Consider the following 13,963-nt stretch of genomic DNA (forward strand, 5'->3'; position numbering starts at 1 on the left):
TCAGAGCAGTCAGGGCGGTCAGGGCGGTCAGGGCGGTCAGGGCGCCGTGCAGAAGCAGAACTCGTTGCCCTCCGGGTCGCGCCACACCCGGAAGGGGGCCCGCGGGTCGCCCATCGGCTCGCCGGCCGGGGTCGCGCCGAGGTGGGCGGCGCGCTCGCCGGCGGCGTGGATGTCGGGGACGTCCAGGTCGAAGTGGATCCGGTTCTTGACCGTCTTGCGCTCCGGGACGCGCTGGAACGACAGGACCGGGCCGCCCTCGCCGGCCGGCTCCAGGTCGAGCCAGCCGTCCTCGGCGGCGGCGGTCCGCACGCCGAGCAGCCCGCCCCAGAACGCGGCCAGCGCCTCCGGGTCGGCGCAGTCGACCACGACGCCGAGTTTCAGGCCGGTCATCGGGCTCCTCCCACGGGACGGGCGATCCGGACCGAGCGCGCGGCGGCGCGGCGGCAGTGCACGGGCTCGGGACGGCGGACCGGACGCGCCGGGCGCAGGGCGCGGAGCCGGGCGCCGAGCCGGGCCCGCCTGCGCGCCGCGCGCTCCCTCGCCAGGGCGCCGGCGGTGAGCCGCGCCTCGACGATGTCGGCCTGCAGTCGGGCGAACTCCCGCTCGGCCCAGGCGTGCCGGGTCGCGAGGCCCGCCAGGTACGGCAGCGCGTTCATCGCGCCTCCCTTCGTTGACACCAGTGAAACGGTAACGGTGGTGTCGGAATCGTGCAACCACTCAAACCCGTTCACTGGTGTCGACGGTTGGTAGGCTGCTCACGGACGGGTGGAGGGACGATGACGGACGCGCAGACCGACGACCCGGCCCTGCTGCTGCAGGACTTCGTCAACACGCTGGACGTCGACTCCGGCACCGAGGGCCTCCCCGCGCCGGAGGCGCTGGCCGGATGGCTGGCCGGGCGCGGGCTCGTCCCTCCCGGGACGCCCGCCGGACCCGCCGACCTGAGCACCGCGATCACCCTGCGCGAGGGCCTGCGCGAGGCCATGGCCGCCCACCACGGGCCGCAGGAGGCCGGCTTCCCCGGCGAACTGGAGGACGCGCTCGCCGCGCTGCCGCTGCGCGTCGACCTCACCGGGCCGCGGCCCGCGCTCGTCCCGCTCGACCCGCCCGCGACGGCCGCCGCGGGACTCGCCCGCCTCGCCGCCGCGATCATGGACGCGGCCGCCGCCGGGACGTGGCCGCGCCTCAAGGTCTGCCAGGAGGGCACCTGCCGCTGGGCGTTCCTCGACACGTCCAAGAACCGGTCGCGGTCCTGGTGTTCGATGCGCACCTGCGGCAACCGCACCAAGACCCGCGCCTACCGGGCCCGCAACCGCGCCTGACCCGGTGCCCGGGCCCTAGGGTGTGCGGTGATCGTCCAGGGAGAGGGGCTGCCATGACCGGTGGTGGGGCCGATGCGGGGGTGCGGGAAGCGCGGCGCGCGGACGCGGCCGCCGTCGCCGACATCCAGGTGCGAGCCTGGCGGCACGCCTACCGCGACCTGCTCCCCGCCGGCGTCCTCGACCGGGTGACCGGCCCGGACGCGCTGGAGGCGTGGCGGGAGCGGTGGGCGGACGCGGCGGCGAACCCGCCGAGCCCGCGGCACCGGCTTCTCGTCGCGGTCGCGTCCGATCTGGTGGTGGGGTTCGCGGCGCACGCGCCCGCCGAGGACCCCGACCTCGACGCCGCGACCACGGCCGAGCTGATCACCCTGCTGGTCGACCCGCTGCACGCCCGCGCCGGGCACGGCAGCCGGCTGCTCGCCGCCACCGTCGACCTGCTCCGCGAGGACGGCTTCACCACCCTGATCAGCTGGGCCTTCGAGAAGGACGAGGTCACCCGGGCGTTCCTCGGCGGCGCCGGCTGGGCGCCGGACGGGACGGCCCGCACCCTCGACATGGGCGAGCCCGTCCGGCAGGTCCGGCTCCACACCGACATCACCGTTCGCTGACATCACCGTTCGCTGAGAGCACCGTTCGATAGGGGCGCTGTTCGGCAGGGGTCGGTGAGGGGCACGGCCCGTCCGGCCATATCGTTGAGGCCGTGCCCGAGTCCACCTCCCTGTCGCCGCATGCCCCGGCGACGCCGCCGAGCGCCGACCACCGCCGGTGGCTCGGCATGGTCGTCATCAGCCTGGGCGTGTCGCTGGTCGTCGTGGACGCCACCATCGTCGGCGTGCTGCTGCCGCGGATCGTGTCCGACCTGGACCTGACGACCGCCGGCGCGGAGTGGATCACCTCGGTGTACTCGCTGGTGTTCGCGGCGCTGCTGATCCCGTTCGGCCGCGCGGGCGACCTGTTCGGGCGGCGCCGGATGTTCGTGCTGGGCGTGGCGGTGTTCGCGCTCGCGAGCCTCGCCGCCGCGGCGGCGGGCGGCGGCGGCGCGCTGGTGGCGGCGCGGGCGGCGCAGGGCGTCGGTGCGTCGATGGTCCTGCCCGCGACGCTGTCCACGGTGAACGCGGTGTTCACCGGACGGGACCGTGCCATCGCGTTCGGGATCTGGGGCTCGATGATCAGCGGGATGGCCGCGCTCGGGCCGCTGATCGGCGGGGCCGTCGCGACCGGCGGCGGCTGGCGCTGGGCGTTCGGGATCAACGTGCCGCTCGGCGCGGCGCTCATCGCGGCCGCGTTCCGGCTGATGCCGGAGACCCGCGGGGCGGGCGCCGCCGCGCGGGGCACGCTGCGCGAGATCGACTGGTCCGGGGCGGCGCTGTCCGCGCTCGGGCTCGCCGCGCTGGTGTGCGGGCTGATCGAGGGCCAGACGTACGGCTGGTGGGCGGCCACCCGGCGGTTCTCGGTGGGCGGGTTCGAGTGGCCGGGCACCGGGCTGTCGCCCGTCCCGGTGGTGATCGCGCTCGGGATCGTGCTGATCGCGGCGCTGGTGGTGGTCGAGCGGGCGCGGGCGGCGGCGGGCCGTCCGGTGATGCTGGACCTCGACCTGTTCCGGATCCCGAACTTCCGGCACGGCAACCTCGCCTCGTCCCTGATCAACGTGGGCGAGCTGGGGCTGCTGTTCATCCTGCCGCTGTTCCTGCTGGGCGTGCACGGCACGAACCCGCTGCAGATCAGCGTCGCGATCCTGCCGCTGGCCCTCGGGGCGTTCCTCACCGGCGGGTACGCGGGCAAGCTCGCCAACAAGCGCGGCGCGCACCGGGTCGTGCAGATCGGCATGGTGCTGGAGGTCGCCGCCGTCCTCGCCCTCGGCGTCACCGTGTCCGCGACGACCGGCGGGTTCGGGCTCGCGCCCTGGATGCTGCTGTACGGCCTGGGCCTCGGCCTGACGTCGGCGCAGCTCACGAACGTCTCGCTCGCGGACGTCCCGCCGGCGCAGGCCGGGCAGGCGTCCGGCACACAGTCCACCGCGCGGCAGGTCGGCGCCGCCCTCGGCATCGCCCTGATCGGGACGGTGTTCGCCACGAGCCTCGGGCACGCGATGAGCGACCGGCTCGCCGGGACGGCGCTGGCGCCCGACGTGCAGGCGTCGGTGACCCGGCACCTGCGCGAGAGCGCCGGGACGTACGGACGTGATCTTCACGACAGTCCCGGCACGGCGGTCGAGGCGCACGCCGCGGACGCGAGCCTCGCCGTCGCGACCAGGCACGCCGCGCTCACGACCGCCGCGATCCTCGCCGCCGGGCTGATCCTCTCGCTCCGGCTGCGCCCGAGCACTGATCGACATCGGGAAGAATCGGAACCCCAGGGCGGCTGACACCCCCTGAACCCCTGTCGTCCCACGAGAACGAGCGGTAACTGTGGCCACGCTGAACCAATGGGTCGCCGGATCGCGGCCCCGCACCCTTCCCGCGTCCCTCGTTCCCGTCGTCGTCGGCACCGGCGTCGCGATCGGCGTGGACCACGCCATCTGGTGGCGCGCGCTCCTGGCGGCGTTCGTCGCGCTCGTCCTGCAGATCGGCGTGAACTACTCCAACGACTACAGCGACGGCATCCGCGGCACCGACGAGGACCGCGTTGGGCCGCTGCGCCTCGTCGGCTCGAAGGTCGCGCCGCCCAAGCAGGTCCTCGCCGCCGCGCTCGGCTGCTTCCTGGCCGCCGCCGTGGCCGGGCTGGTGCTCGCCGCCGTCACCACCTGGTGGCTGCTGCTGGTCGGCGCGGTCGCGATCCTCGCCGCGTGGTTCTACACCGGCGGCAAGACCCCGTACGGCTACCGGGCCCTCGGCGAGGTGTCGGTCTTCGTGTTCTTCGGCCTCGTCGCCGTCGTCGGGACCGTGTTCGTGCAGGCCGAGAAGCTGCCCTGGGAGGGCTGGGCGGCGGCGGTGCCGGTCGGCCTGCTCGCCTGCGCGCTGCTGGTCGCCAACAACCTGCGCGACATCCCCACCGACCGCGAGTCCGGCAAGCGGACGCTCGCGGTCGTCCTCGGCGACCGCCGCACCCGGATCATGTACGCCGCGTGCGCCGCGCTGCCGTTCATGTTCGTGCTGGTGCTGGCCGCGCCGCACCCGTGGGCGCTGATCGCGCTGCTCGCCGCGCCGCTGTCGATCCCGCCGACGCAGAAGGTGCTGGGCGGCGCGTCCGGCCCCGCCCTGATCCCGGTGCTGGGCGAGACCGGCCGCCTCCAGATCGCCTACGGGGTGCTGCTCGCCATCGGCCTGGCGCTCTGAGCCGCGCGCCGGGCACCGCCGTGCTCGGCGAGCAGGAACGCGCCGGTCAGCGCGGCGACGAGCCCGGTGAGCGTGCCGCCGAGCGCGACCAGGCCGCTCACCGGCGCCGTGTCGGCGCCCAGCGCGTCCGCCGCCGCCAGCGTCACGATCAGTCCGTACAGCGACCAGGCGAACATCGCGCCCGCGCCTACCCAGACCGCGGCCAGCGGCAGGACGAACCGGGCCGGACGGCGCGCCCGCCCGGCCAGCGCGAGGAGCCCCACGGCACCTCCGAGCGCGAGCAGGCCCCACACACCGTCGAGGACCTGCTGCGGTGCGTTCCGGTCGGCCGCCAGGTCGTGCGGGAGCCCCGCCGTCCCGCCGAACCCCCAGAAGAAGTGCACGGCCGCGCAGACGGCGGCCGGAACGACCGCTCCGCGCGCCAGCAGCAGTTGCAGCGATCGGGTCGGGCCTGTGGGGACGTCCACGGTGCGGACGGTGAACACGCCGGGCCACCGCCTCCGCGCATAGAGGACGAAGGCGGTGAGCAGCCCGATCCCCTGGAGCGTGAACCCCGTGTAGACGACGCCGTACACCCACCCCTGCAAGCCGTTCCCGGTCCCCGTCACGGGCTCCGTGGACGCCAGGCTCTGGATCGCCGTCCCCAGCGGGACGGCGAGCGCGATCGGCGCGAGCAGCCCGGTCGCGACCCAGATCGGCGGCAGCAGCAGCCACGCCGGGACGCGCCGTCCCCACGGGAACGTGAACGCGCAGGCGACCAGCACCGCCAACGCGTCCATGCCCAGCGTGATCGCGTTCCCGACGTACAGGACGGAGTCCCGCGCCGCCGCGGCGTCGTTCCATCCGACGGTGCTGCCGGACAGCCAGGCGATCTTGATGGAGAGGTAGGGGACGCAAGCGGCCGCGGTCGCCGCGCAGACGGCGAGCCGCAGGGCGCCCGGGCCCCGGGCCGGCGCGTTCCCGGCGAAGGGCTCGGTTGGATCGGCTGGAACGGTCATGCCCCGAGCATCGCTGCGCGGGCTCCGGCGCGCCTCCCGCCGCGTGGGGAACCGGACCCGCCCCGCCTCGTCCTCGCGGGTGAGGCGGGCCCGGTGCGGCGCTCAGCCCGCCGCGGTCAGGCGAGGCTCCAGTCGATCTCGGGCTGGCCGGCGTCGACCAGCGCCTTGTTCACGGCGCTGAACGGGCGCGTCCCGAAGAACTTCTTCGCGCTCAGCGGGCTCGGGTGCGCCGACTCGATCACGGTGTGCTGCGGGCCGGTGATGAGCCGCGCCTTCTTGCGGGCGTAGGCGCCCCACAGCACGAACACGACGCGGTCGGTCTTGTCGTTCAGCGCGCGGATCGCGGCGTCGGTGAAGTCCTCCCAGCCCTTGCCCGCGTGCGACCCGGCGTCGCCGCCGCGCACGGTCAGCACCGCGTTCAGCAGCAGGACGCCCTGGTCGGCCCACGGGGTGAGGTCGCCGGACACGGCGGGCGGGATCTCCAGGTCGGACGCCATCTCCTTGTAGATGTTGCGCAGCGACGGAGGCAGCCGCACGCCCTCGCGGACGCTGAAGCTGAGCCCGTGCGCCTGGCCCGGGCCGTGGTAGGGGTCCTGGCCGAGGATCAGCACCCGGGCCCGGTCGAACGGGCAGTGCCGGAACGCGTTGAACAGGTCCTCGCGGGGCGGGTACACGGTCTGCCCGTCGTACTCCCCCGCCACGAAGGCGCCCAGCGCGGCGGTGGCGACCGGGTCGAGCAGCGGGTCGAGCCGCTGCCTCCAGTCGGCGGGGAGCAGTTCCATCAGGTCGAGGGACATCGTCCGTGCCTCCGGGGAAAGTGATCTGGGTTGAGGGAACAGTAGCGCCGGGCACCGACACGCCGGAGACGATCGGCGGGAGTGGCGGGCGCCCCTCGGGCGGCGCCGACACGCTGAGGGCGGAATCCCGAGGACGGACCGGGTCCGTCCCTAGGATTCTGCGATATGCCCGACTCCCCCCGAGCGCGCCTTTCCGGCGCCGTCGGGCGTGCCCGCGCGTCCGCCCTGCTCGTCCCGGTCGTCCTGGCCGGCCTCGCCGCCGGGTGCGGCGGCTCGTCCGGGCCCGTGACGCTGACGGTGCTGGCGTCCTCGTCGCTCACCGAGGTGTTCGGCGAGATGAGCACGGCCTACCGCCAGACGCACCCGGACGTCCGGGTGAGGCCGGAGTTCGGCGGTTCGGCGGAGATGGCGGAGCGGCTCGCCGAGCGCGACCCCGGCGACGTGCTGGCGACCGCCGACACCGCCAGCCTGGACCAGGCCGACCGGTACCTCGACGGCCACCGCCGGGCCATCTGCGGCAACTCGCTCACCATCGCCGTCGGCCCCGGCAACCCCAGGCGCATCCAGGGCCTGGGCGACCTGGAGCGGCGGGGGCTGCGGGTCGTCGCGGGCGCCTCGTCCGTGCCGATCGGCCGCTACACCCGCCAGGCGTTCGCGAAGGCGGGGGTGACCGTCCGGACGAGCGCCGAGGAGATCAGCTCCCGGGCCGTGCTGGACGAGATCCGCGTCGGCGACGCCGACGCCGGCGTGGTCTACATCACCGACCTCCGCTCCGCCGGGGTCGCGGTCAGCAGCGTTCCGATTCCGGCCGCCCAGAACGTCACCGCGACCTATTCCGCGGCGGCGGTCAGGGAGGGGCCGCACCGCCGGGACGCCGACGACTTCGTGTCCTGGCTGGTCACGCCCGAGGCGCAGCGGCTGTTCCACAAGTACGGGTTCACCGCCCCCGACGGCCCGCAGTGACCCGCGCCACGTCCCGGAGAGTGCGTTCGCCCACCGCTGATACGGCACGGGAACGTCTCGTACCGGAATCCCGTTTACCACCCCGGAGCCCCGAACCGGGACTCCGCTGAAGCCGATCACTCGTGCCACGCGCGAGCGATGCGTACCGGGAGATGCCAGACGTGCCGTCCAAGCGACCCGCGCCACAGCCGAGCGAGGCGGCGGCGCAGCGTGCAGGTTCCACGGAGCGCGACCGGCGCGAGTCGGTGCCGCCGCGCAACGACCCCGAGCGGCCCTGGCGCGCCGAGGGCGTGCCCGAGCGGCCGAAGAAGGCCGGCGGCGGCTTCGGCGGCTGGCGTCCCCGCCGCAACACCTCCCTGTTCTGGCTGCTGCTGCTCGTGGTGTTCGGGCTGAGCTACGTCTCGATGCACTACACCGGCCGGCAGGACAAGGTGAGCGTCCCCTACACCGCCTTCACCCAGCAGGTGCAGGCCGGGAACGTCAAGGACGTCTACACCAAGGGCTACCAGATCCAGGGCAAGCTGAAGAGCGCGCAGCAGGTCCCCGGGCAGAAGGACCCGAAGAAGACCTACACCGCGTTCGAGACGCTGCGCCCCGCGTTCGCCGACGACAAGATCTACACCGAGATGGTGAACAAGGGCGTCGCGGTCGAGGCGAAGCCCGTCAACGAGGACCGCGGCCTGCTCGCCAACCTGGCGCTGTCGCTGCTGCCCACCCTGCTGTTCGTCGGGCTGTGGATCGGCGTCATGGTGTGGCTGCAGCGCCGGATGACCGGCGGCGGTGGCGGCGGGATCATGGGCGGCTTCGGCCGCTCGCCGAAGCCCGTCGCGCCCGACGAGAAGCGCGCCACCTTCGCCGACGTCGCCGGCATCGACGAGGTCGAGGCCGAACTCAGCGAGGTCGTCGACTTCCTCAAGGACCCCGGCAAGTACCGCCGGATGGGCGCCCGCGTCCCGCGCGGCGTGCTGCTCACCGGCGCGCCCGGCACCGGCAAGACGCTGCTGGCCCGCGCCGTCGCCGGCGAGGCCGACGTGCCGTTCTACTCCGCCGCCGCGTCGGAGTTCATCGAGATGGTCGTCGGCGTCGGCGCCGCCCGCGTCCGCGAGCTGTTCACCGAGGCCCGCAAGACCGCACCGTCGATCATCTTCATCGACGAGATCGACACCATCGGGCGGACCCGCGGCAGCGGCGCCAGCCTCGGCGGGCACGACGAGCGCGAGCAGACGCTGAACCAGATCCTCACCGAGATGGACGGCTTCTCCGGCTCCGAGGGCGTCGTGGTCATCGCCGCCACCAACCGCCCCGACATCCTCGACGCGGCGCTGATGCGGCCCGGCCGGTTCGACCGGCAGGTCGCGGTGTCGCCGCCCGACCTGGACGGCCGCGTCGCGATCCTGCGGGTGCACACCCGCGAGGTCCCGCTCGGCGGCGACGCCGACATCCTCTCGGTCGCGAAGATGACGCCCGGCATGACGGGCGCCGAGCTGGCCAACCTCGTCAACGAGGCCGCTCTGCTCGCCGTCAAGCGCGAGAAGAGCGCGGTCGACATGGACGACTTCCAGACCGCGCTGGAGAAGGTGCAGCTCGGCACCCGCCGCGCGCTGGTCATGCCGTACGAGGAGCGGCGCCGCACGTCCTACCACGAGTCCGGGCACGGCCTGCTCGGCATGCTGCAGCCGGGCGCCGACCCCGTCCGCAAGATCACGATCGTGCCGCACGGCCGCGCCCTCGGCGTCACCGTCTCCACGCCCGACAGCGACCGCTACGCCTACGACGAGCGGTACCTGCGCGGCCGGATCATCGGCGCGCTCGGCGGGATGGCCGCCGAGGAGCTGGTGTTCGGCGTGATCACCACCGGGTCGGAGAGCGACCTGGAGCAGGTCACCAAGATCGCGCGCGGGATGGTGGGCCGCTGGGGCATGTCCCCGAAGGTCGGCCCGCTGTCGATCCTGCCGTCCGACGGCATGGAGCCGATGGGCCAGTACGCCGCCCAGGGCACCCTGGACGCCGTGGACCTGGAGGCCCGCCGGATCGTCGACGAGTGCTACGCCGAGGCCCTCGAGACCCTGCGCGCGCACCGCGACCAGCTCGACTCGCTCGCCGCCGCGCTGCTGGAGGCCGAGACCCTCGACGAGGAGGCCGCCTACTCCGCCGCGGGGATCACCCGCAGCATCACCGAGGTCGACCTCTCCAAGACCCCCACGCGCGGCTAGGCCCGGCCGACGCGGGGCAGCCCGATCGGGTTGGGGTAGGGCATCTCCCCCGCGTCGGCCACGGCCTCCGCGGCGGGGACCAGCAGGTCGTAGAGGGCCTTCGGGTCGTCGACGGCGCGGTAGGGCGGGGCGGCGAGCGCGTCGGTGCGCTCCTCGATGCGGGCCTTGAGGGACCGTCCCGCGCCGGTCGCGGTGCCGCCCTCCACGAGGCCGCGGGCGGCGAGGGCGTCCGCCGCCTCGTCCCACCGCTCCCGCGACCAGCCCCGGCTGATCAGCATCTGGTCGGAGGTGACCGCGCCGACGGCGGCGGCGAGGACGTTCGCGGTCAGCCCGTCGAGCCCCTCGCTCGTGAGGACGGCCACGTGCCCGTCGCCGCGGTGCTCGCGCAGCGCCGTGGCGGCCTGCCAGAGCGCCTCGACGGGGTCGTCCGGGACGTCCAGGTCGCGGTTGGCGCCGAACAGCGGGCGCCCCGCCGCGTCCGCCTCCTCGACCGCGCGGTGCAGGACCGGCGCCGTCTCGGCGGCCGTCCGCTCGATCCCCGGCACGATCCGGCGGAGGGCCCGCGCCGCCGCCGCGCCCCGTATCCCGAGGATGCGCTCGGGCGAGGCGAAACGCCACGCGTCCGGGACGGCCCGCCGCACCCGGGACGGATGGAACCCGAAGAACGTCGCCTCGACCACGCCCGCCGGGACCGCGCCCATCGGCGCGGCGCGGCTGCCGAAGTAGCCCATCCAGAAGCCCTTCAGCCCGGCCTCCTTGTTCGCCTCCAGGCATTCCGGTTCGAAGTACGTCACCGCGTGCAGGGGTTCCAGGACCGTCCACAGGTCCCGCGCGATCGAGTCGTCCACGCGTCGAACGTTAAGGGCACGTTCTCGCGCCCGACAAGGCGTCACATTCGGCCCGGCCGATCCGTCAATGTGGTGGATGGGGCCGACGAGGGGGACTGCGATGGACGAGCGCGACTTTCTGGCGAACCGGTTCGAGGAGCACCGGACGCACCTGAAGGCGGTCGCCTACCGGATGCTCGGATCGCTGGCGGAGGCGGACGACGCCGTCCAGGAGGCGTGGCTGCGGCTGAGCCGGTCCGACACCAGCGAGGTCGCCAACCTCGGCGGATGGCTCACGACCGTCGTCGGGCGGGTGTGCCTGGACATGCTGCGGTCCCGCACGTCCCGCCGCGAGGACCCCATCGAGGAGCGGCTGCCCGACCCGGTGATCGGGCCGGCCTCCGGCACCGACCCCGAGCAGGAGGCGCTGCTCGCCGACTCCGTCGGGCTCGCGCTGCTGGTCGTGCTGGAGTCGCTGACGCCCGCCGAGCGCCTCGCGTTCGTGCTGCACGACACCTTCGCGGTGCCGTTCGAGGACATCGCGCCGATCGTGGGCCGGTCCGCGGACGCGGCGCGGCAGCTCGCCAGCCGGGCCCGCCGCCGGGTCAGGGGCGCCTCGCCCGTCCCGGAACGCGACCCGGCCCGCCAGCGCGCCGTCGTCGACGCCTTCCACGCCGCGGCGCGCGCCGGCGACTTCGAGGCCCTCGTCGCCGTCCTCGACCCGGACGTGGAGCTCCGCGCCGACCTCGGCGCCGCCGGCTGGCAGCATCTCCGCGGCGCCCGCATGGTCGCCGACCAGGCGGTCATGTTCAGCCGCAGCGCGGCCTACACGTCGCGTCCCGCGCTGGTCAACGGGACCGCCGGGGTCGTGTCGATGGACGGCGACCGCCCGGCGTCGGTGCTGTCGTTCACCGTCGCGGACGGCCGGATCGTCGCGATCGACATCCTCGCCGACCCCGTCCGCCTGGAGCGCCTCGACCTGGCCGTCCTCGACTGACGCGACTTCCCCGGCCCGTCGCGGGTAGGACGGACCGGGGAGGGAGCGTCATGGAGATCCCCAAGCGGCCCGCGCCGCCGTCGGGGTTGCGCCGGACCCTGTTCCGGCTGCCCGTCCACCTGTACCGGATGGGCCTGGGCCCGCTGTTCGGGGACCGTTTCCTGCTGCTCGAGCACGTGGGCCGCGCGTCCGGCGAGCCCCGGCAGGCGGTCGTGGAGGTCGTCGAGCACTCCGGGGACGACTACGTCGTCTGCTCCGGCTTCGGCCCCCGGTCCGACTGGTACCGCAACCTTCAGAAGACGCCCCGGGCGACCGTCCAGGTCGGGCGGAGCCGGTTCGCCGTCACGGCGCATCCGCTGGACGCCGAGGAAGGCGGGGAGCTGATGATCCGCTACGCGCCGCGCCATCCCCGGGCCGCCGCGAGGCTCCTCCGGTACATGGGCTTCATCGTCGACGGCACCAAGGACGACTACCGCCGCGTCGGCCGCGAGCTGCCCTTCGTCCGCCTCTCCCGCGTCCGCTAGAGGGTGGTGGGGAGCGCCTCCACGGAGAGCCTCCGCATCGACTTGAGGGCCTTCAGGACGGTGGGGTGCGGCGCCGCGTGGACCGTCGGCAGCACCGGCACCGCCGGGTACGCCAGGCGGTCCTCCGACGCGGAGAACTCCACGTGGACCTCATCGTTGTTGCCGCGCGGGTCGAGAAGCACCCAGCGGTCGTCCACCAGAGCCGCCGTGAGCCCGTGAACGAACCCGTCCACCAGCTGGTAGCACAGACCCGCCTGGATGCCGCCGGCCCGCAGCAGCGCGACGTACGCGTTCGACTTGGCGTAGCACAGCCCGGTCCGCTGCTCCAGGACGTCGGAGGCGCGCCAGGTGACCCGCTCGTCACCGGCGTCCATCGAGTGGGTCACCTGATCGCGGACATGGTCGAAGGCCGCCCGCGCGTACGCGATGTCGTCGCCGGTGCGCAGGTCCGAGGCGGTCTGCTGGACGAGCGGGTGCTCGATGTCGATCGCCTCGGACGCGGCGAGGTAGTCCCAGGGCTCGGCGGCGAACTCCATCACAGGCCGAGCAGCGACTCGATGCCCACGGTGAGCCGGTCGGACGCGCCCACGACCTTGCGGACGGCCAGCAGCACGCCCGGCATGAACGACTCGCGGTTCATCGAGTCGTGCCGGATGGTGAACAGCTCGCCGTGGCCGCCGAGCACGACCTCCTGGTGCGCGACGGCACCGGACAGCCGGACCGCGTGCACATGGACGCCGTCCACGTCGGCGCCGCGGGCGCCGTCGAACTCCTCGGTGGTGGCGTCCGGCGGCGGCGCGACCCCCGCCTCCGCGCGGGCGGCGGCGACCAGTTCGGCGGTGCGGTACGCGGTGCCGGACGGGGCGTCCACCTTGTTCGGGTGGTGCAGCTCCACGATCTCGACGGACTCGAAGAACGGGGCGGCCTTCTGCGCGAAGTGCATCATCAGCACCGCGCCGATGCCGAAGTTCGGCGCGATCAGCACGTTCGGGCCCTTGCCGCCGGTCAGCCACGACCGGACCGTGTCGAGCCGCGACGGGTCGAACCCGGTGGTGCCGACGACGGCGTGCAGCCCGTGGTCCACGCACCATTTGAGGTTGTCCATGACGACGGCCGGGCGGGTGAAGTCGACGACCACCTCGGCGGCGGTCAGCGGCTCCCGGTCGTCGTCCTGGTCGACGGCGGCGACGAGCTCCATGTCGTCCGCGCCCTGCACGGCCCGGCACACCTCGGCCCCCATGCGGCCGCGCGAGCCGAGCACCCCAACCTTGATCACGTGTTCCTCCCGATGAAGCGTGCGACGAGCCTACCGGCCGCCGCACCGCGTCCCGGCGCCGGTTCCACCGCGATCACTCGTCGTCCGCGACGAACAGGTTGAGCAGCCAGCTCACCAGGCCGATGATGATCGCTCCCCAGAACGCGGGCCAGAACCACTCCACGTGGAACGGCAGGTGCAGCTCCCCGGCCACCCAGCTGGTCAGCATGAGCAGCCCCGCGTTCACCACCAGGGCGATCAGCCCCAGCGTGACGATGTAGAACACGCACCCGAGCACCTTGATGACCGGCTTCAGCACCGCGTTGATGATGCCGAAGATGACCGCGACGACCAGCAGCGTCAGCGCCTTCTCCCCCGCGCTGCCGCCCCGCACGTCGATGCCGTCCACCACGGCGGCCGCCACCCACAGCGCGATCGCCGAGATCACCACTCTGATGAGGATCTTCACCCCGCGCCGATACCCCCACCACCCCACACCGAACCGCAGCCCCACCAGTCGCCCACACATCGAACCAACCGGTCCTGTCGACTGACCGACGCTGCGGAAAGCCACCACCCCGGAGAGACACGCACAGCGAACCCAGCGGTCCTGCCGGCTGATCAACCTCACGGAAGGCCAGACCCCAGCCCCTCACGGGCAGGCACGCGGAGCGAGCGCCAGCGAGCGCAGCGGGCATGCCCGACGGTCGGGAGGCTGTTTCGCGCGGAGCGCCAGCGGAGCGGGAAACAGCCTCCCGACCGTTGACGGGGGTTCCAGGGGGTCGCCCCCCG

The 13,963-nt window shown here is 73.9% G+C and carries 16 protein-coding genes; 8 read left to right on the forward strand and 8 right to left on the reverse strand.

All coding sequences use genetic code 11. The features are described from left to right. Positions 1-36 precede the first annotated feature (36 nt). Together ABT299_RS45285 and ABT299_RS45290 are read right to left on the reverse strand one after the other, a co-directional pair. Positions 37-390, reverse strand: coding sequence for a VOC family protein (locus tag ABT299_RS45285; RefSeq protein ID WP_500254582.1), 354 nt, complete (start codon positions 388-390; stop codon positions 37-39). Then, on the reverse strand, positions 387-677 hold the full coding sequence (locus ABT299_RS45290) for a hypothetical protein (protein WP_387031306.1): 291 nt from the start codon (positions 675-677) through the stop codon (positions 387-389). Before ABT299_RS45290 ends, ABT299_RS45285 begins: the two co-directional genes overlap by 4 nt. 99 nt (positions 678-776) lie before the next feature. On the opposite strand from ABT299_RS45290, the gene ABT299_RS45295 reads away from it, so the two are divergent. From ABT299_RS45295 to ABT299_RS45310, 4 genes are all read left to right on the forward strand, one after another. Then, positions 777-1,322: a CGNR zinc finger domain-containing protein gene (locus ABT299_RS45295; RefSeq protein WP_190856261.1), complete on the forward strand. Its 546-nt coding sequence runs from the start codon at positions 777-779 to the stop codon at positions 1,320-1,322. Positions 1,323-1,375: 53 nt separating this feature from the next. Next, positions 1,376-1,930 carry a GNAT family N-acetyltransferase gene (locus ABT299_RS45300; RefSeq protein ID WP_190856262.1) on the forward strand — a complete coding sequence of 185 codons (555 nt, stop codon included), beginning with the start codon at positions 1,376-1,378 and terminating at the stop codon, positions 1,928-1,930. 92 nt (positions 1,931-2,022) lie between these two features. Further along, the gene (locus tag ABT299_RS45305; protein ID WP_500254583.1) at positions 2,023-3,687 is read left to right on the forward strand and encodes an MFS transporter; all 1,665 of its coding nucleotides are present in this window, start codon (positions 2,023-2,025) and stop codon (positions 3,685-3,687) included. A gap of 43 nt (positions 3,688-3,730) precedes the next feature. Further along, on the forward strand, positions 3,731-4,597 hold the full coding sequence (locus ABT299_RS45310) for a 1,4-dihydroxy-2-naphthoate polyprenyltransferase (protein WP_500254584.1): 867 nt from the start codon (positions 3,731-3,733) through the stop codon (positions 4,595-4,597). Here ABT299_RS45310 and ABT299_RS45315 read toward each other — a convergent pair. Both ABT299_RS45315 and ABT299_RS45320 read right to left on the reverse strand, forming a co-directional pair. After that, on the reverse strand, positions 4,561-5,595 hold the full coding sequence (locus tag ABT299_RS45315; protein ID WP_500254585.1) for a hypothetical protein: 1,035 nt from the start codon (positions 5,593-5,595) through the stop codon (positions 4,561-4,563). The two genes, ABT299_RS45310 and ABT299_RS45315, sit on opposite strands and share 37 nt — an antisense overlap. Positions 5,596-5,711: 116 nt before the next feature. Then, entirely contained in the window at positions 5,712-6,392 is a 681-nt protein-coding gene (locus ABT299_RS45320) for a uracil-DNA glycosylase (protein ID WP_190856265.1), read from the reverse strand. A 165-nt stretch (positions 6,393-6,557) separates the two neighbouring features. Here ABT299_RS45320 and modA point away from each other — a divergent pair, with 165 nt between their 5' ends. Both modA and ftsH read left to right on the forward strand, forming a co-directional pair. After that, a complete protein-coding gene (gene modA / locus ABT299_RS45325; RefSeq protein WP_190856266.1) occupies positions 6,558-7,355 on the forward strand; it encodes a molybdate ABC transporter substrate-binding protein in 798 nt (265 codons plus the stop codon). A 161-nt stretch (positions 7,356-7,516) separates the two neighbouring features. After that, a complete protein-coding gene (gene ftsH / locus ABT299_RS45330) occupies positions 7,517-9,568 on the forward strand; it encodes an ATP-dependent zinc metalloprotease FtsH (protein ID WP_387031316.1) in 2,052 nt (683 codons plus the stop codon). On the opposite strand, the gene ABT299_RS45335 is transcribed toward ftsH, so the two are convergent. Beyond that, complete coding sequence (locus ABT299_RS45335; protein WP_500254586.1) at positions 9,565-10,416, reverse strand: SCO6745 family protein; 852 nt, start codon at positions 10,414-10,416, stop codon at positions 9,565-9,567. The genes ftsH and ABT299_RS45335 overlap by 4 nt on opposite strands. A 100-nt stretch (positions 10,417-10,516) precedes the next feature. On the opposite strand from ABT299_RS45335, the gene ABT299_RS45340 reads away from it, so the two are divergent. Then, complete coding sequence (locus tag ABT299_RS45340; RefSeq protein ID WP_500254587.1) at positions 10,517-11,392, forward strand: sigma-70 family RNA polymerase sigma factor; 876 nt, start codon at positions 10,517-10,519, stop codon at positions 11,390-11,392. Between the two features lie 50 nt (positions 11,393-11,442). Then, on the forward strand, positions 11,443-11,916 hold the full coding sequence (locus ABT299_RS45345) for a nitroreductase family deazaflavin-dependent oxidoreductase (protein WP_190856270.1): 474 nt from the start codon (positions 11,443-11,445) through the stop codon (positions 11,914-11,916). Here the strand turns inward: ABT299_RS45345 and ABT299_RS45350 are convergent. From ABT299_RS45350 to ABT299_RS45360, 3 genes are all read right to left on the reverse strand, one after another. After that, positions 11,913-12,452, reverse strand: a complete 540-nt coding sequence (locus ABT299_RS45350) for a transglutaminase-like domain-containing protein (protein ID WP_190856292.1) — start codon at positions 12,450-12,452, stop codon at positions 11,913-11,915. The genes ABT299_RS45345 and ABT299_RS45350 overlap by 4 nt on opposite strands. Next, positions 12,452-13,192: a 4-hydroxy-tetrahydrodipicolinate reductase gene (dapB, locus tag ABT299_RS45355; protein ID WP_190856271.1), complete on the reverse strand. Its 741-nt coding sequence runs from the start codon at positions 13,190-13,192 to the stop codon at positions 12,452-12,454. Before dapB ends, ABT299_RS45350 begins: the two co-directional genes overlap by 1 nt. 73 nt (positions 13,193-13,265) lie before the next feature. Further along, positions 13,266-13,640 carry a phage holin family protein gene (locus tag ABT299_RS45360; protein ID WP_387031325.1) on the reverse strand — a complete coding sequence of 125 codons (375 nt, stop codon included), beginning with the start codon at positions 13,638-13,640 and terminating at the stop codon, positions 13,266-13,268. Positions 13,641-13,963: the final 323 nt, after the last annotated feature.

Origin of the sequence: Spirillospora sp. NPDC000708, assembly GCF_040299565.1 — a bacterium.
Lineage (GTDB): Bacteria > Actinomycetota > Actinomycetes > Streptosporangiales > Streptosporangiaceae > Spirillospora.